We start from the raw sequence: 18,032 nt of genomic DNA, 5'->3' as shown, positions 1-18,032 counted from the left end.
GCTGACAATACCATGGCAGACAACATTTTGACCCTGAAAAACATCACCAAGCGCTACCCCGGCGTGGTCGCTTTGAACGACGTCTCCATTGAGGTGCGGCGAGGCGAGGTGCTGGCGCTGATCGGCGAGAACGGCGCGGGCAAATCCACGATGATCAAAACCATCACCGGCGCCATCCGGCCCGATGAGGGCACGATCTCCTTTGAGGGGAAAGACTACAGCGCGCTGGACCCGGCGCTGACACGGGACCTGGGCATCGCGGCTATTTATCAGGAGTTCACCCTGGCCCCCACCCTGACGGTGGCCGAGAATATCTTTATGGGCCAGCGGATCAACAGCGGGCCGGTGCGGGACACCCGGCTGCTGTTTGAAAAGGCGCAGCAGGTGCTGGACCGCTTTGGCGTGGACATCAATCCCCGCTCGCTGGTGCGCGATCTGACCGTCGCTTACAAGCAGCTGGTGGAGATCGCCAAGGCGATCGCAAAAAACGCCAAACTCATCATCATGGATGAACCCACTGCCCCGCTGACCGACGACGAGGTGGATATCCTGATGAAGATCGTCCACGAGCTGAAAGCCGAGGGCATCTCGATCATCTTTATCTCCCACCGGCTCGACGAGCTGTACCGCGTGGCCGACCGGGTCACCGTCATGCGTGACGGCGAGGTCATCATCACCAAAGAGGTGAACGAGCTGTCCAAAGCGGACCTGATCTACTACATGGTGGGCCGCGAGCTGAAAGAGTCGTTCCCCTCCCGCCATATCGCCTACGGCGACGTGGCGCTGGAGGTCAAAGACCTCACCGGCAGCGGGGTCGCCCCCGTCTCCTTTTCGGTGCGCCGCGGCGAAATCGTGGGCCTAGCGGGCCTGGTGGGCGCAGGCCGCACCGAGCTGGCCCGCCTGATCTTCGGCGCTGACCCCAAAGACGGCGGCGAGATCTTTGTGGACGGCAAAAAGGTGGAGATCCGCTCTCCCCGCGACGCGGTGGACCACGGCATCGGCTACGTCTCTGAGGACCGCAAACAGAGCGGTGTGCTGCTGCGCATGCCCATCAGCAAAAACATCACGCTGCCCATCCTCAAGCGCATTTCTCATCTGGGCGTGGTGGACACCAAAAAAGAAGCCGAGGTCGTCACAAAGCAGATCGACGACATGCGCATCCGCACCCCCAGCGCCGAGCAGCTGGCCGGCAACCTGTCCGGCGGCAACCAGCAGAAAGTGGTGCTGGGCAAATGGCTGGCCAGCGACTCCAAGATCCTTATTCTGGACGAACCCACCCGCGGCATCGACGTGGGCGCCAAACAGGAGATCTACAAACTCATCAATCAGCTGGCGGAAGAGGGCATGGCGATCATCGTCATCTCCTCTGAGATGGAAGAAGTGCTGGGTCTGACCGACCGCATGCTCATCCTGTACGAGGGCCACTTTATGGCCGAGCTCAAAAAAGAGGATTATTCCCAGGAGCGCGTCCTGCAATATGCCTCCGGCGAGCAGTCTGTTTAAGAAGGAGAGACCTCACAAATGAAAAAATCAAGCGTCATGCATTTTGTCAAGGAGTACACGGTCGTCATTGTGATGATCCTGCTCGGGGCGGTATTTACCATCGGCAATCCCGCTTTTCTCACCGGCAACAACTTTATCACCATCCTGCGCCAGTCCTCCATGACCGGCGTCGCCGGCGTCGGCGTCATGTTCGTCATGATCGCCGGCGGCATCAACCTGGCTGTCGGCTCGGTCATCTCCATCGTCACCGTGCTGGTCGCGATGTGCTGTGTCAACTGGGGCATCCACTGGGCCATCGGCATGGTCCTCTCTGTGATCGCCGCCACTGTCTGCGGCTGGTTCACCGGTTTTGCCATCGTCAAGGGCAAGATCGCCCCCATGATCGGCTCGCTGGCGGTCAAGACCATTCTGGGCGGCGTGGCCTATATCATCTGCGGCGGCCTGCCGGTCTACGGCATCCCTCAGGAGTCAAAATACCTGGGCCAGGGCACCATCGGCTTTTTGCCGGTCCCGGTCATCATCTTTGTCATCATCGGCGCCATCGCGGCGTTTGTGCTCAACAAGACCTATCTGGGCCGCTACTTCTATGCGGCCGGCAGCAACGATGAGGCGGCCCGCCTCTCCGGCATCAACACCACCCGCATCCGCATCCTGGCCTACACCATCAGCGGCCTGCTGGCCGGCATCGCGGGCATCATGATGTACGGGCGCGTGGGCTCCGGCCAGCCCATCGCCGGCAACGAGGTGGAGATGAACGTGCTCACCGCCGTGGTCATCGGCGGCGTCTCGATGGCAGGCGGCGAGGGCAAGGTCTTCAAGGCCTGCTGCGGCTGCGTGCTCATCTCAATGCTCACCAACGGCCTCACCCTGATGAACATCTCCGAGTACACCCAGATGGTCATCCGCGGCGCGATCTTCCTGGGCGCGGTCCTGCTGGACAGCTATCAGCACCGGGCCAAACAGCAGAAAGTCGTCCACGCCGAGCCCAAGAGCGGCCAGACCGAGGGGGCGAAAGCATGATCACCACCTACCGCAAGTATTTTGAACCCGCTTACGGCGACCCGCTGCCCGGCACCCGCATCCAGGCGCCCGAGGTCTGCGACATGGAGGATTTCGGCAAGTGGCGCAAGATGCATCACCTGCAGACCATCGCCGACCTGACCAACGACATCAAGAGCTGCTACTGCTACCGCCCCATCATGGAGATCGAGACCACCGACACGGCGGTGGATCGGGACGGCGCGCAGATCCCCCTGCGCATCTACCATCCGCAGGGAGAGGGGCCTTTCCCCATCATGCTCTTCATCCACGGCGGCGGCTGGCGGATGAACAACCTGGACATCTACGATTATGTGCCCCGCTATTTTGCCAAATACGGCCATGTGGCGGTGGTCTCGGTGGACTATCGCCTGGCGCCGGAATACAAGTTCCCCACCGGGCTGGAGGATGCCTACGCCGCCCTGGAGTGGGCGGTGGCCAACGCCGGCAGCTACCGCGGAGACCCCGGCAGCGTCACGGTCTGCGGCGATTCTGCGGGCGGCAACTTCTCCGCCGTGCTCTGTCTGATGAGCCGCGACCGCGGGGGGCCTGCCATCCACAAGCAGATCCTGCTCTACCCGGCCACCACTTTTCTGCTCAAAGAGCGCACCGAGTCGGAAAAGCGCTATGGCAACGGCGACCACTTTTTGATCATCAACAGCGAGCTTGGCATGGTCAACGATTACTTCGCGGACCAAAAGGACGCGGAAAACCCCTATGCCTCCCCGTTGAACGCCGACAGCCTGCGCGACCTGCCCCCCGCCTGCTTCATCTCGGCCGAGTGCGACCCGCTGCTGGACCAGGCGCTGATGTACGCCGCCCGGCTGCAGGACGAGGGCGTGCCTGTGGACTATCACCTGTATACCGGCGTTCTGCATGCCTTTATCAACCAGACTTATCAAAAGACCTTTGAGGCGATGGACGACATCATCGCCGCCGTGCCCGGCTCTTACCGGTAACTTTTAGACTCTTGAGGGGCACGGGCAGGCCGGACCCTGCAAAAACACGGGACGCTTTTCCCGACGCGTGAAACACCGCTCCCCGGCAAGCATGCCGGAACAAAGCGCCTGTTTGTCAGGGGACGGCCCCGCCCGCAGGCCCCCTCAGCCAGAAGCGAGGAAAACAGTATGAAAGCATTAGTTCTCAACGGCGTCGACAAGCTGGACGTGGAGGAGATCGACGTGGGCGAGCCCCTCGGCCACGAGGTTATCGTCGACGTGAAAGCCTGCGGCGTCTGCGCCACCGACCTGCACATGTACCACGGCGACAAGGGCGCCTTTCCCAACCCCATCCCCCTGGTGATGGGCCATGAATTCTCGGGCGTGGTCTCGAAAGTGGGCCCCGAGGTCACCGGCCTCAAGGTGGGCGACCGGGTCTGTGTGGACCCCAACATGTATTGCGGCCACTGCCGCGCCTGCCGCAAAGGGCAGGTGCACTTCTGCGAGAACATGATCGGCTACGGCACCACCCTGTACGGCGGTTTTGCCGAGCAGTGCCGGGTGCTGGAGCACGCGGCCTACAAGATCCCGGACAGCCTTTCCTTTGAGCACGCCGCCCTGGTGGAGCCGGTGGCCTGCAGCCTGCACGGCATCGACCGCAGCGGCATCCACACCGGCGACACGGTGGCCATCATCGGCCTTGGCAGCATCGGCCAGCTGATGCTGCAGCTCGCCCTCGCCGCAGGCGCGGCCCGGGTGGTCGCCATCGAGCCCATCGCCGCAAAGCGCGAGACCGCCCTCAAGCTGGGCGCCTGCCTGGCCGTGGACCCCACGACCCAGGACGTGAAAAAGGCAGTGGAAGAGGCGGGCATCGAGTCTCTGGACTCCGTCATCGAGTGCGTGGGCCGTGCCAACACGATGGAGATGGCTGTGGAGATCGCCTCCAACGCCGCCACCGTCATGCTCTTCGGCCTCACCCCGCCGGAGACCCGCATCTCGCTGCTGCCGCTGGAACAGATCTTCAACAAGGAGATCACCATCACCGGCTCTTACATCAACCCGCTGGTCAGCCAGCGCGTCATCGATCTGCTGGCCTCCGGCCGGCTGGATCTGGATACCGTCATCACCGACCGGGTGCCGCTGGCCCAGGCGGAGAAAGTCTTTTCGGACGACAGCTACCGCAGCCACGGCAAGATCCTCATCATCCCCTGATCGGGGCTGAACCAATGATTGGCGCCGCGCCCGGGACGGGGCATCTTCTCCTCCCGGCCCCGGGGGACGCGGACTCCAGAAAGGAACGGTGATTCTCTCATGGCGATCTTTGAATGCAAAATGTTCTCCAAAGAGCTGTTTTCCAGCGTCTCGGTGAACGTGATCCTGCCCACGCCGGAGTCGGGCGACGCTTTCTTCGGCACCACGACCCTGTACCCCAAAGAGGGGCAGAAGTATCAGACCCTGTACCTGCTGCACGGTTTCACCGCCGACTTCAGCGACTGGCAGCGCTTTTCCAGCATCGAGCGGTACGCCCAGGCGCACCAGCTGGCGGTGGTCATGCCCAGCGTCAACAACAGCAGCTACTGCAACCTGCGCAACGGCGGCAGCTATTACAACTATTATCTGGATGAGCTTCCCGCCCAGATGCGGGCCATCTTCCCTCTTTCCGCAAAGCGGGAACACAACTTCGTGGCCGGCCTTTCCATGGGCGGTTTCGGCACCCTGAAAGCCGCTTTCACCCGGCCGGAACAGTTCGCCGCCGCGGCAAGCCTGTCCGGCGGCGTGGCGGGGCGCAAGCCGGGCGAGGAGACCACCACCCGGTCCCCCATCCAGACCGACAAGTGGAAAGCCGCCTCCTACGGCCCGAACGGCGAGTACTTCGACCCCGCCACCGACGACCTGCGGACCGCCTCGAAAAATCTGGTCCAGAGCGGCAAAAAAGCGCCCAAACTTTATATCGCCTGCGGCACGGAGGACTTTTTGTACCAGGCCAATCTGGAGCTGAAAGACTACCTGCTGGGCCTGGGGCTGGACGTGACCTACGAGGAGGGCCCCGGCCGCCACGACATGGCGTTCTGGGACAAATACATCGAGCGGGTGCTCAACTGGCTGCCGCTCACCGGCGGATTCGTGAATTAAGGGAGGGGATGCGATATGGCGATCATTGAAAGCAAGTTTTTCTCGAAAGAGCTGTTCCGCAGCGTCTGCGTCAACGTGGTGCTTCCCCTGCCGGAATCCGGGGACGCCTTCTTCGGCTCCAGGACCCTTTACCCCGCTGCGGGCCAGAAATACCCGGTGCTGTACCTGCTGCACGGCTTTTCCGCCGATCACTCTGACTGGGCGCGCTTTTCCGGCATCGAGCGCTACGCGCAGGAGCGGCAGATCGCGGTGGTGATGCCCGGGGTGGACAACAGCTTTTACTGCAACCTGCCCGAGGGCGGCAACTACTACGACTACTATACCAAAGAGCTGCCCGCGGTGATGGAGTCCCTGTTCCCCATCTCCGGCAAGCGGGAAAACAAGTTCCTGGCCGGCCTTTCGATGGGCGGCTACGGCGCGTTCAAGGCGGCGCTGCGCGAGCCGGGCAGCTACGCGGCAGCGGTCAGCCTTTCCGGCGGCATGAGCTGCGGCGCCGGCGAGGGCTGGGCCTGCACCATCGGCTCGGCCAGCCCGGACGAGGTGCCCACCGACCGCTTTATGCGCGCCGCTTTCGGCGAACACGGCGAGTATCTGAAGCCGGAGGAAAACGATCTGAAAGTGCTGCTCAAAGCGGCGATGGAAAGCGGCGGCCCCGTGCCCCTGCTTTACCAGGCCTGCGGCACCGAGGATTTTGTCTATCCCTGCAATGTCGAGTACCGCGACTATGCGGCCGCTTTGGGCGCGCCGCTCACCTATGAAGAGGGCCCGGGCATCCACAATTGGGACTTCTGGGACCCCTATATCCGGCGCGCCGTGGAGTGGCTGCCCACCAGCGGCGGGTTCGTGGACTGAGTACGGCAGGGCAATACCATACCCATAGGAATGAGGAAAACAAGATGATTGACGTAGCTGCAATTGGAGAATTATTGATCGACTTCACACCGGGCGACGGCGAGTGGAGCTTCGTCGCCCACCCGGGCGGCAGCGTGGCCAACTTTCTGGCCCAGCTCTCGGTCCTTGGCAAAAAAACTTCCTTTATGGGGATGGTGGGCAAAGATCAATTTGGCGAATACCTGCGTGACACGCTTGCAGGGGTCGGGGTCGGTGCCGAAGGGCTGAAGATGAACCCGGATGTGGGCACCACCCTGGCTTTCGTACATATCAACAAGCAGGGGGACCGCAGCTTCACCTTTTACCGGCGGCCCGGGGCGGACATGATGTTCACCGAACAGGACATCGACTACAGCCTGATCGACAGCGCCCGCTATTTTCACTTTGCAGGCGTCTCGCTGACCAAGGAGCCGATGCGCAGCGCCACCTTTGCCGCCGCGTCCTATGCCCGGCGGGCGGGCAAAGTGATCTCGTTCGACCCCAACTACCGCTCCACCCTGTGGGACAGCGAGACGGAGGCCGCCGAGGTCTTGCGCCTGGGCGTGCCGATGTGCGACCTGCTCAAGGTGTCGGACGAGGAGGCGCTGATGATCACCGGCGAGGACACCGTCGAAAAGGCCGCGGCCGTTCTGGCGTCCATGGGCCCGGCGCTGGTGCTGGTCACCCTGGGCGCGCGCGGCTGCCACTGCTATCACAAAAACCTGGACCGGCATTTCGAGACCTACGACACCAAAGTGGTGGACACCACCGGCTCGGGGGATTCTTTCTTCGGGGCGGTGGTCTACCGGCTCAGCTGTCTGGGCGTGCCGGTGGCGGCCCTCAGCGACCTGCAGCTGGCGGAGATGGTGGATTTCGGCAACGCGGCAGGCTCCTGCTGCGCCGCCGGCTACGGGGCCATCCCCTCGCTGCAGGATGAGGCGGGCATCCGGGAGTGCATGGCAAAGGTGCCGAAATTAAAATTGTAAAGGAGAGCGTCCCATGCGTTTGTCTGACAATGTAACAGGCCTGCAGCACATCGGCTACCCGTCCAACGACCGGGACCGCACCGTGCGGTTCCTCACCGAAAAGCTGGGCTTTGCAGTGGTGTTTGAGGCCGCGGCCGGCGCGCGTTTTCTGCGCCGCGGCGATCTCTGCCTGGAGGTCTACCCGGTAGAGGAGCCCCCCTTCACCGTGGACGGCGGCCGTCACGACGAGCTGGCCGTCACCGTGGAACAGCTGGAAGAGGCCGCCGCCAGGGCGGGCTTCGACGGCCCGGTGGAAGAACAGCTGCTGCCGGGCGGCCAGCTGCTGCGCAGCGTGCACGGCAAGGGGCCGGACGGCGAGGGGCTCTGCCTGAACGAGCTTTCGGGCAGGTCGTCCCGCCCGCTGTCCTCTTTCAGCTACCTGCGCATGCCGGTGGCCGACCTGCGGGTCTCGACGGCGTTCTATGAGGAGTTCGGCTTTGACTTCCTGTTCTATCTGCAGGAGGAGATCGACGGCGCGTTGCGGGACACGGCCTGCCTTGCCCTGGGCGGCTGGATCATCAAGCTCTACCAGCGGGAGGGCTGGGGCCCGGATTCCACCCGGGACAGCCATCACGACCATATGGCGCTGGATGTGCGCTGCATCGGCCAGGCCTTTGCGTCCGCCCGGGCGCTGAATCTGCAGCTTCTGCACCCGGAACCTCAGTTTTTGCCTTTCTGGCAGTATGGCGTGCGCTTTTTCACGCTGCGCGGGCCGGACGGCCAGAAAGTGGAGCTGAGCGAAATGTTGTCCGTCTGACAGCCCATCATCACCAAACCCCTGCCCCGCCCGCGCGGGAAGGGGTTTCTTATGGGCTGTTAAATTAATTTAATTAAATTAATGAAGCAACAGAAAGGAGCTTTTTTATGAGGTACAAAGAGTTCGGCAAAACGGGGATGAAGGTGTCCGCGCTGACAGTGGGCACCTGGGCCATCGGCGGTGCAAACTGGGGCGCGGTGGACCGTGAGGAGAGCATCGCCGCCATCCAGGCCATGCTGGACGACGGGGTGAACTTTGTGGACACCGCGCCGGTGTACAACGCGGGCCACTCGGAGCAGGTGGTGGGCGAGGCGCTGCAGGGCCGCCGCGACAAACTTTTTCTGGCCACCAAAACAGCCCTTTACAACGACCCCCTCACCGGGGAGGCCATCAAGGACGGACGGCGGGACACCATCCTGCGCCTGTGTGAGGAATCACTGAAAAACCTGCGCACCGACTATTTCGACGTCTATATCCTGCACTGGCCCGTGCCCGGCCAGCCGGTAAAAGAGAGCATGGAGACCATGATGGAGCTGAAAGATCAGGGCGTGATCCGCCACATCGGCGTCTCGAACTACTCGGTGGAGCAGATCGAGGAGGCCCGGCAATACGGCGAGGTGGAGCTGATCCAGCCCCCCTATTCGATGGTCAACCGCTCCCAGGAAGAGCTGATCCGCTGGGCCTCCGCACAGGGGCTGGGGGTGATGTCCTACGCGTCGCTGGGCGCGGGCATCCTCACCGGCAGCATCCGCAGCATGCCCAACTTTGCCCCCAGCGATATCCGCATGACTTTCTACGACTTTTTCCGCGAGCCCAAGTTCTCCCACACCATGGAGCTGCTGAAAACGCTGGACAAAGTGGCGGCCGCCCACGGCGCGCCGGTGCCCCAGGTGGCGCTCAACTGGTCGACCCAGAAATCCTTCATCGATACCGCCATCATCGGCGTGCGCAACCCCGCCGAGGCGCATGAGAACTGCAGCGGCTTTGACTGGAGCCTCACCGAGGACGAGATGGCCCAGATCGACGCCGCCATCGACTGCACGGTAGGGCGCTGAGCGCCGGCGGAGCGGGGCCCGGACCGCGCCGGTCCACGCGCGGCGGCCCCGCACCCGCGGCAGTTCCGGATCAAAGGCGCAGCTCGCGGATGCTGCGGTCGGTCAGGTACATACTGCCGCCGATCATGGTGGAGTCCCGGGCGGTGCTGCGCTCTTCGCTGGGGGCCAGCAGCTGCACCCTGGCCAGCAGCCGCGGCTCCAGCAGCGGGCGCAGGTCTTCCCGCACCATGTCCAGAAAGGTCTCGTTCTGGGGGATCTCATCGCTCAGCAGCACCCGGTGGGGGCGCAGCAGCCGGATGAGGACCGCCAGCGCCTGGGCCAGCGCGGCGGCCGCGCCGCCGTACAGCTGCACCGCAACGGGGTCTCCGGCATAAAAGGCGTTGATCAGATCCCGGCTGCGCAGCCCGTCCGCCCGGGCGGCCAGCGCGCTGTCCGGGTACTCTTTCAGCAGCCCGGCGGCCCGGCGCAGCAGCACCGAGTTGCCGCAAAGCGTTTCCAGCGGCGCCGGCTGCCCCGCCTCGTCAAAGACGGTGAGCTGTCCCAGCGAGCCGGGCAGTCCCAGCGCCCCGCGATAGATGCGGCCGTGGTCCAAAATGCTGTAATCCACCGTATCGCTGACCAGCAGATAGAGGAACACTTCCTTTTTCAGATAGCTGTAGTCCGGCCGGGCGGTGTAGCAGTAAGCGCTGTAGTCCGCGGCGAGATCGGCGGTCACCGGCAGCCCCAGCCTGCGGGAGAACCAGGCGCAGAGGTCCGCGCCGGCCTCGCCCGCAAGACCGGGCAGGGCGCAGCGGCCGTCCTCCAGCCAGAACCCGCCCTGCAGGGCGAAAGCGGCCCCCAGGGGCTGCAGGTCGGGCCGCAGCCCCAAAAAGCGGCGCACCGCGGCCAGGACCTCTTCCAGCGACCGGGCGGGGTCGTCAAAAAAGGGCCAGATGGTCTTTTCAACGGCCAGGCAGGCCGAGTTGATATCGTAGAGCCCCACCGCGTAGTAGGACGGGGTGATCCGCACCGCGGCCGTGCAGTACTGGTCCCGCCGCAGCCGCAGGCCGGTGAGTCGGCGGCCGCAGTCCCCCTCCACCAATCCCGTCTCCTCCACCAGCCGGCGCTCCATGAGCTCGGCCACGATGATGCTGATGGTGGCCGCCTGCAGGCCGCTCTGCTCGGCCAGCCCTTTGCGGGTGGAGACGCCCTGCGCTTTCATCAGCTGCAGGATCAGGGCGCGGTTGCTCTGCTGCATGCTCTCAAAATTATTGCCGCGCTTTTTGCGGCGGGGCGCGCCGTTCTGCTCTGCAAATGCCAAGCCGGTCCCTCCCATATTTGTCAGGGCTGGTCTGAGACCCGCGAGAGCGCCGGCTCCGCCGCCCCGGCGGGAAAGCCGCAGGCAAAAGCGCAGAGCGCCGGGGCAGGACCCGGCTCCTCTCGGCGCGGGCGGTTCCGCCGGCCGCAAAAAGACGGCGGCCCATTTTTTCAGACAGCTGCTGATTTAATGTAATTGATTTTATTTTATAAAAAACGCCCGCTCCTGTCAAAGCCGGCACCGGCTGCGCAGGGCGGAGGAAAGGAAAACGATCTTATGAAAAATCAAACCGCTTATCTCACCGGCGCGCAGAAGATCGAACTGCGGGACTCCGAAATGCCCCGCATGGCCCCCGACGAGGTGCTGGTAGAGGTGAAACACGTGGGCATCTGCGGCTCAGACGTGATGTTTTATGAGGACCCCAGCGTGGGCGGCCGTCTGGACACGCCGCTGCCGGTGGTGCTGGGCCATGAAAGCGCCGGCGTAGTGGTGGAGGTGGGCGCCCAGGTGACCGGCCTTGCCCCCGGCGACCGGGTGGCGCTGGAGCCGGGCGTGCCCTGCGGCAAATGCCGCTGGTGCCTGTCCGGCAAGTACAATCTCTGCCCGCAGGTCAACTTCATGGCCTGCGCCCCCTGGGAGCGCGCCGCCCTCAGCCGCTATATCACCCACCCGGCGGCTTTCAGCTTCAAACTGCCGGACAACGTCTCGACGCTGGAGGGCGCGCTGGTGGAGCCGCTGGCGGTCGGGCTGCACGCGGCCAGCCGCGCCGGGGCGGGGCTGGGCCAGACGGCGGTCATCCTGGGCAGTGGCTGCATCGGCCTGATGACCCTGCTGGCCTGCCGGTCGATGGGCGTTTCCCGGGTGGTGATGGCCGACCTGTTCGACAACCGCCTTGAGACCGCCGCCAGCCTGGGCGCCGATCTGACCGTCAACTCCGGCAAAGAGGATCTGACCCAGCGGGTGCTCGAGTTTACCGGCGGTCTTGGGGCCGACCTGGTCTTTGAAACCGCGGGCAGCCCGGTGACCACCGCTCTGACCCCCGGTCTGGTGATGCGGGGCGGCCGGATCGTGCTGGTGGGCAACATCCACGAAAAGGTGTCCTTCGACTTTTTTGCCCTCAACTCCAAAGAGGTGGACGTCCTCTCGGTCTTCCGTTACCGGAATCTCTACCCGGTGGCCATCCAGGCCATCGCCGCGGGCTCCATCCCGGTGGCAAAGGTGGCCACCAACTTCTTCCCGTTCGAAGAGGCGGCCAAGGCGTTCGATGTGGCCAAAAACCAGAAGCAGACGGCTTTGAAGGTCGTTGTGGAATTTTAAAGGAGGAACAGACGATGCTTGCAAATTTCAGACAGCTGCTCGACGCGGCCCAGGCGGGCCATTATGCGGTGGGCGCCTACGACCTGATGAATCTGGAGATGCTGGAGGGCATCCTGGACGCCGCAGAGGAGAGCGACACCCCGGTGATCCTGCAGTTTGCCCAGGTGTTTGAGGGGCTGGCGGGGCTGGATGTCCGCCATTTCGGCAAGGCGGTGGTCTCGGCCGCGGAGGCCGCGAAGGTGCCGGTGGCGGTGCATCTGGATCACGGCCAGGACCTGGAAATGGTGAAAAAATGTGTGGCGCTGGGCTTCAGCTCGGTCATGATCGACGCCTCTTCCAAGCCCTTTGAGGAGAATGTGCGGCTCACCCGGGAAGTGGTGGATCTCTGCAAACCGCTGGGCATCCCGGTGGAGGCCGAGCTGGGCCATGTGGGGGAGGCCGCGGACTACGACCTCTCCAATTATCACTACACCGACCCCGCCCTGGCGGCCCAATTTGTCCAGCGCACCGGCATCGACGCGCTGGCGGTGGCCATCGGCAACGCCCACGGCGCCTATTCCAGCGAGCCGAAGATCAACTTCGAAGTGCTGGACGCGGTGCGCGCGGCGGTGGAGGTGCCCCTGGTGCTTCACGGCGCTTCCGGCATTTCGGACGCGGACATCCGCAGGGTCATCGCCGGCGGCATCACCAAGATCAACATTTTCACCGAGCTGACCCAGCAGGCGGCCCTGCGGGTGAAAGAGCGCGCGCAGGCAGAAGATTACAACGTATTTTCCCTCAGCAAGGCGGTCCGCGCCGGCACCCGGGAGCGCTGCCTGGAAAAGATCCGCCTGTTCGGCACCCGCCGGTGACGCGGGAGGAAGGAGCGTTCGCCATGAAAGAGATCGACGTACTCTGCGTTGGGATGTGCTGCCTGGACGTGCTGATCCGCGGGGTGGACCTGCACAGCCCTTTCACCTCAGAGAGCAAGCACGCTGAATCCACCATGCTGTCGGTTGGGGGCGACGCCCTCAACGAGGCGCGGGTGCTGGCCCGGCTGGGCGACAGGGTGACCCTGCAGTGCGCGGTGGGCCGGGACGCCGGCGCCGAGCTGATCCGCACCTCGGTGGCGGAAAGCGGCGCCGACGTGAGCGGCGTCACCGCCGAGATGGACACCACCCCCATGAATGTGATCGTCATCGAGCCGGACGGGCAGCGCAATTTTATCAATACCGGCCTGCTGGCCTACGGGGATTACGATCCTGACCCCGCGCTGCTGGCGCGGGCGCGGGTGGTCTCGCTGGGCAGCATGATGGTGCCGCCCCTGCACCGCCCGGACCGGGTGGCCCGCATCGTCCGGCAGGCCAAAGAGGCCGGGGCCATCGTCTGCGCCGACTGCGGCGGCCTGTCGGGGAACTGGCGCCTGTCGGACTTTGCCGAGGCGCTTGCCCACCTGGATTTCATCTTTCCCAACCAGGACGAGGCCCTCGCCCTCACCGGCGCGTACACCCCCGAGGAAGCCGCCGAAGCGCTGTACGGCTACGGGGTAAAAAACGTGGTGGTCAAGACCGGCAGCCGCGGCTGCTATCTGCGCAACGCACAGGGCGGCACCGTGATCCCCACCTACACGCACCTGCCGGTGGTGGACACCACCGGCGCGGGCGACAATTTCGCCGCCGGCACCATCCACGCCCTGCTGGAGGGCAAAAGCCCGGCCGACGCCTGCCGCTTCGGCAACGGGGTGGCCTCGGTGGCTATCCAGGTGATGGGCGCCTCCACCGGGGTCAAAAGCCTGGCCCAGGTAAAAGAAGCCATTGCCCGGTTCGATCAGGGGCTCGTCTGAATCTGCTGCACACAAGATCTTCCCGCGGGCACCCCCCGGGGCAGGCGCAGCCCTTTTCCGCGCGCCGTTTTTTCAAAAAAAGCACGCGTCCGGCCCCGCACAGGGGCTGCGCTTCCCCCGCCGGTGTTTCCCCGGGAAAAGTACAAGGAGGTACTGTCAAATGGCCAAGACCATGCGTTCCATCGCCGCAGTGGGCGGCGGCAAGGTAGAGATCGTCCGGGATGTGCCCATGCCCGAGCCCGGCCCCTACGAAAGCCTGGTAAAAGTGCGCAGCTGCGGTTTCTGCAGCGGCACCGATTTCCACATCATCCGCGGCGAGATGGCCGTGCCGGTGGACCCTTTCCCCACCCTGCTGGGGCACGAGGGCATCGGCGATATCGTGGAGACCGGCTCCAAAGTGCGTCATCACCGGGTGGGCGACCGCTTTATGAACCCGGTTTTTAAAAAGATGCCCGGCCTGCAGTACGGGGTGACCTGGGGCGCCATGTCGGACTACTGCATCGTGCAGGACCAGCAGGCCATGCGGGAGGACGGCGTGTCCGAAAGCGAGTTCAACCCCTCGCAGAACGCCTGCCGGCAGATCCCCAGCGACCTTGACCCCATCGACATGGGGGTGCTGCTCACCCTGAACGAGTGCTTCTCGGCCGCGCGCAATTTCACGCCCGAGGGCAAGGATATCCTGGTCTACGGGGCGGGGCCGATGGGCCTTGCCACCATGAAATACCTGCGCCATCTGGGCGCGGCCACCATCACCTGCGTGGACTGCGTCGACGAGCGGCTGGCGCTGGCCAAGTCCCTCTCGGGCGCCGACGAGGTCATCAACTTTGCCACCCAGGACAAGGACGCCCTGCTGGAGGGGCGCCTGTTCGACCGGGTCATCGATATCGTGGGGCTCTCCTCCCTGCTGATGGAGGGCTCGCACCGGCTGCGCCCCTACGGCATCGTGGGCTCGATGGGGGTGCTGCGCAATACCGATGCGGTGCTGGACGTGACCCGGCTCAAAAACAACACCCTGCTGCAAATGCTCAACTTCCCCTATGGTCAGTACGACATCACCGCGGAGAACGTGGACCTGATCCGCAGCGGTTTTATCGATCCCAAGGATTTTTACACCCATGTGCGCAAAGCGGAGCAGATCGACGAAGTGCTGGAGCTGGTGCGCACCAAACAGGCGCTGAAAGTGGTGCTGGATTTCGACTGAGCACCCCACAGCGGCGCAGCACCGGGCAATGCAGGCCGGAGCTGCCGGGCCCGCAAAAGGATCACAAAAAAAGGACCGGCTCACGCCGGCCCTTTTTTCATTTTCTCTCCTGTGCGCCGGCAACGTCGTCAGCCGTTCTTGTCCTCGCACACGACCGCTTTTTCCAGCGGCGCAGGGCCTGTCCGCCGCTCCCACACGCCAAGCAGCACCGAAAGCACCGCGCAGGCCGCGCAGGCCGCGGCGCTGACCGCGTAGACCGGCAGATAGCTGCCCGCCACGTCCGAGGCCACGCCGATCGCCGTGTTGGCCACCGCGCCCAGCAGAGTGCCTGTGGTCATCAGCACGCTGTACCGCTTTTGATACTGGGCCGCATAGATCTGCCGGGCGATCAGCGAGGGCAGCATGGCGGCCAGCGAAAACGATACGCCCAGCAGCGGCGCGCTCAGGTACAGCAGCCAGGGCGCGGCCCGCCCGCCGGTAAAGCCCAGCGAGGCCAGCGCCAGCGCCGCGCAGGCGCAGCAGCTGGTGAACCAGGGGCCCTTGCGGTCGTTGAGCATGCCCAGCAGCAGCTTGCCCAGCGTGTTGCCCACCATCACCAGCGAGGTGAGGGTGGCGGCCAGCGCCAGGCTGAGGCCCTCCTGCTGCACGAACAGCGAGATGTGATAGGTGATCTGCACCACGCAGTTGGGCAGGATGACCAGAATGAAGCAGAGCACAAAGGCCCCGCCTTTGGCCGCCAGGGGGCTGTCCTGGGCCCGCAGCACCGTGCGCTCGGCAACGCCGTCCCGCTGTTTGGCGCCATAGGGGGTGCAGCCCACCTCCTCCGGCGTCAGCCGCAGGATAAACGCCGTTGCGGGCAGCAGCAGGACAAGCGCCAGCCCCGCCACGACGACCGCGGCGGGCCGCCAGCCCAGCGCGCTGATGAGCGCTGAGCACAGCGGGTTGATGACCGCGCCCGCCACGCCGGAGGCGGAAAGCGCCAGCCCCAGCGCAAAGCCGGTGCGCTCGTGGAACCAGTTGTTGATGACGATGGTGGCAGGCACGGTCATCAGGCCGCCGCAGGCGATGCCGTAGACCACGCCCATGGCGTACCACTGCCAGATGTTGTGAAACAGCGCCTGCGAGGCAAAGCAGGCTGCGCCCACCGCCGCCAGCGCGGAGAGCAGCACCCGCAGATCGATCTTTTTATACAGCAGCGTGACGCCGGTCATGGCAAAAGCCATGGTCACGGTGCGCACGGTGGTAAACATTGCCATCGCGCCGTTGCTGAAGCCCAGTTCCCCGCAGATGGAGGAATAAAAAATGGTCGCGCAGTTGCTGAACACTCCCGTGGCGCCGGCCTGCAGCAGAATACAGCCTACCATCATCCACCACGCCCGGTGCAATTTTCCTCTTCCTTTCAAAACGACCCCGCTCCTTTACTTTTTTACTTCCCTCTTTTTCACACAATGCGGCGCGCCGCCCCCGCCGGGCCGCGCGCCGTTTTTTGCTCCGCCGCGGACGGTCAGTCGTCCACGTCAAAGGCCTCGATGCCCACCTGCGCCTTGGGCCGGTTGTCGCCGTGCCGGACGAACAGCATCGTCACAAAGCTCAGCACCACAAACAGCGTGCCATAGGGGAACAGGTATTTGTAACCCATAAACTGCATCACCGCGCCCGAAAGGATGGGGGTGATGATCTGGGCGGCCATCGAGAACGTATAATAATAGCCGGTGTATTTGCCCACGTCGCCGCCTTTGCTCATCTCCACCACCATCGGATAGCTGTTGACGTTGATGAAAGCCCAGCCGACGCCGGCCAGCGAGAAAAACACGAACATGAGCCAGGTGAAACGGTCGCTGAAAAAGATGCCCGACCCAAAAGCCACGGCCAAAAAGGTGATGCCGAACAAAATGGTGCGCTTGCGCCCGATCCGGCTGGCGATGACGCCCACCGGGATGAACGCCACGATGGCCGCCGCCTGGGCCACCATCAGCACCATGGCGTAATCGCCGCCCTCCAGGCCCCACATGTGGTTGGCGTATTTGCTGAAAGCCGTGGTGATGGCGTTATAGCCCATGAACCACAAAAAGATGCTGCCCAGCAAAAAGCAGAGCGAGCGGAAAACGTCCGGCGGCAGCTTTTCTCCCGCAGCGCCCTGTTGGGGCTTTTCCTCCTCTTCCACCACGCCCATGGCGCGGCTCTCGGCCTCCATCTTTTTCACGGCTTTGGGCTCGTTGACGGTGAAAAAGAGCACCGCCACGCAGACCACCATGAAAACGTCCAGGATGACGAACAGCGGGATGTAATCGGGATGGTCGGTCTTGGGGACGATCAGCTTGATGGTGAGCAGCATCAGGATGCCGCCCACCGCGCCCATCAGGTTGATGATGGCGTTGCCCTTGCTGCGCAGGGGCTTGGGGGTGACGTCCGGCATCAGGGCCACGGCCGGGCTGCGATAGCTGGACATCGCCAGCAGCGCCAGGCCAAGGCCGACGATGAACAGCGGCAGGCTGAACAAATGGTCGCCCAGCGGGATGAGGATGATGGCCACCGCCACCGCCGCGGTGCCGCAGACGATATAGGGCATGCGGCGTCCGAGCCGGGTGTGGGTGCGGTCGCTCAGCGAGCCGAAGACCGGCAGCAGGAACAGCGCCAGCACGTTGTCCAGCGCCATAACGACGCCGGAGGCCGTGTCGCCGATGCCAAAGGTGTTTTTCAGGATCAGTGGGATGATACCGTCGTAGACCTGCCAGAACGCGCTGATGGACATAAAGGCAAGGCCGACCAGGATGGTGCGCTTGTTGTCGAGTTTCATCAGGATTTTCCTCCGCATGTTTGATGGGCCGCGCCCGCGCGCCCCGCGATCTATAAGGTATTGTACCATTTTGCTTGTCCCGATTCAATCAGGCTGCGACATTCTATTACAGTTCTCCCTGTGGTATAATGGCTCTGGAAAGGCGCCCCCCGCGGCTGATCGGTGCGGCGCGGCGGGCCGGGCTTTAAAGCGGGCTTTTTTGAGAGGAAAAGGTCCGGCCGGGACCTTTTTCCCCGCGGCGTCCCGCGCGGGCCCCAGACAGCCCGGTCCGGCCCATAT

General features: G+C 64.0%; 16 protein-coding genes. 13 read left to right on the top strand and 3 right to left on the bottom strand.

The features are described 5' to 3' along the window. Positions 1 to 12: 12 nt before the first annotated feature. From H8S23_RS09840 to H8S23_RS09800, 9 genes are all read left to right on the top strand, one after another. The gene (locus H8S23_RS09840) at positions 13 to 1,503 is read left to right on the top strand and encodes a sugar ABC transporter ATP-binding protein (RefSeq protein ID WP_186888170.1); all 1,491 of its coding nucleotides are present in this window, start codon (positions 13 to 15) and stop codon (positions 1,501 to 1,503) included. 18 nt (positions 1,504 to 1,521) lie between these two features. Continuing rightward, on the top strand, positions 1,522 to 2,523 hold the full coding sequence (locus tag H8S23_RS09835; RefSeq protein WP_186888169.1) for an ABC transporter permease: 1,002 nt from the start codon (positions 1,522 to 1,524) through the stop codon (positions 2,521 to 2,523). Beyond that, positions 2,520 to 3,500 (top strand): alpha/beta hydrolase, encoded by a 981-nt coding sequence (locus H8S23_RS09830; RefSeq protein ID WP_186888168.1) that lies wholly within the window; start codon positions 2,520 to 2,522, stop codon positions 3,498 to 3,500. Before H8S23_RS09835 ends, H8S23_RS09830 begins: the two co-directional genes overlap by 4 nt. Positions 3,501 to 3,668: 168 nt before the next feature. Continuing rightward, the gene (locus H8S23_RS09825; protein WP_186888167.1) at positions 3,669 to 4,691 is read left to right on the top strand and encodes a zinc-dependent alcohol dehydrogenase family protein; all 1,023 of its coding nucleotides are present in this window, start codon (positions 3,669 to 3,671) and stop codon (positions 4,689 to 4,691) included. 99 nt (positions 4,692 to 4,790) lie between these two features. After that, on the top strand, positions 4,791 to 5,612 hold the full coding sequence (locus tag H8S23_RS09820; RefSeq protein ID WP_186888166.1) for an alpha/beta hydrolase: 822 nt from the start codon (positions 4,791 to 4,793) through the stop codon (positions 5,610 to 5,612). 15 nt (positions 5,613 to 5,627) lie between these two features. Next, positions 5,628 to 6,464 carry an alpha/beta hydrolase gene (locus tag H8S23_RS09815; RefSeq protein WP_186888165.1) on the top strand — a complete coding sequence of 279 codons (837 nt, stop codon included), beginning with the start codon at positions 5,628 to 5,630 and terminating at the stop codon, positions 6,462 to 6,464. Positions 6,465 to 6,508: 44 nt separating this feature from the next. Beyond that, on the top strand, positions 6,509 to 7,468 hold the full coding sequence (locus H8S23_RS09810; RefSeq protein ID WP_186888164.1) for a carbohydrate kinase family protein: 960 nt from the start codon (positions 6,509 to 6,511) through the stop codon (positions 7,466 to 7,468). 13 nt (positions 7,469 to 7,481) lie between these two features. Then, positions 7,482 to 8,264, top strand: coding sequence for a VOC family protein (locus H8S23_RS09805; RefSeq protein ID WP_186888163.1), 783 nt, complete (start codon positions 7,482 to 7,484; stop codon positions 8,262 to 8,264). Positions 8,265 to 8,371: 107 nt separating this feature from the next. Beyond that, positions 8,372 to 9,319 (top strand): aldo/keto reductase, encoded by a 948-nt coding sequence (locus tag H8S23_RS09800; protein ID WP_186888162.1) that lies wholly within the window; start codon positions 8,372 to 8,374, stop codon positions 9,317 to 9,319. A 70-nt stretch (positions 9,320 to 9,389) separates the two neighbouring features. On the opposite strand, the gene H8S23_RS09795 is transcribed toward H8S23_RS09800, so the two are convergent. After that, complete coding sequence (locus H8S23_RS09795) at positions 9,390 to 10,619, bottom strand: ROK family protein (protein ID WP_186888161.1); 1,230 nt, start codon at positions 10,617 to 10,619, stop codon at positions 9,390 to 9,392. Positions 10,620 to 10,892: 273 nt separating this feature from the next. Here H8S23_RS09795 and H8S23_RS09790 point away from each other — a divergent pair, with 273 nt between their 5' ends. The 4 genes from H8S23_RS09790 (at position 10,893) to H8S23_RS09775 (ending at position 14,956) form a co-directional block, all read left to right on the top strand. Beyond that, entirely contained in the window at positions 10,893 to 11,933 is a 1,041-nt protein-coding gene (locus H8S23_RS09790; protein WP_186888160.1) for an NAD(P)-dependent alcohol dehydrogenase, read from the top strand. A gap of 14 nt (positions 11,934 to 11,947) precedes the next feature. Then, complete coding sequence (locus H8S23_RS09785; RefSeq protein ID WP_186888159.1) at positions 11,948 to 12,784, top strand: class II fructose-bisphosphate aldolase; 837 nt, start codon at positions 11,948 to 11,950, stop codon at positions 12,782 to 12,784. Positions 12,785 to 12,807: 23 nt separating this feature from the next. Beyond that, entirely contained in the window at positions 12,808 to 13,755 is a 948-nt protein-coding gene (locus H8S23_RS09780; protein WP_186888158.1) for a carbohydrate kinase family protein, read from the top strand. Positions 13,756 to 13,915: 160 nt separating this feature from the next. Further along, a complete protein-coding gene (locus tag H8S23_RS09775) occupies positions 13,916 to 14,956 on the top strand; it encodes a zinc-dependent alcohol dehydrogenase (RefSeq protein WP_186888157.1) in 1,041 nt (346 codons plus the stop codon). Positions 14,957 to 15,084: 128 nt separating this feature from the next. On the opposite strand, the gene H8S23_RS09770 is transcribed toward H8S23_RS09775, so the two are convergent. Both H8S23_RS09770 and H8S23_RS09765 read right to left on the bottom strand, forming a co-directional pair. After that, complete coding sequence (locus tag H8S23_RS09770; protein WP_186888156.1) at positions 15,085 to 16,359, bottom strand: MFS transporter; 1,275 nt, start codon at positions 16,357 to 16,359, stop codon at positions 15,085 to 15,087. A 101-nt stretch (positions 16,360 to 16,460) separates the two neighbouring features. After that, complete coding sequence (locus tag H8S23_RS09765) at positions 16,461 to 17,753, bottom strand: MFS transporter (RefSeq protein WP_186888155.1); 1,293 nt, start codon at positions 17,751 to 17,753, stop codon at positions 16,461 to 16,463. Positions 17,754 to 18,032 lie beyond the last annotated feature (279 nt).

The sequence above is a fragment of the Anaerofilum hominis genome, from assembly GCF_014287275.1.
In the GTDB taxonomy this organism is placed as follows: domain Bacteria; phylum Bacillota; class Clostridia; order Oscillospirales; family Ruminococcaceae; genus Pygmaiobacter; species Pygmaiobacter hominis.
This window is presented reverse-complemented; position numbering and strand designations above follow the sequence as displayed.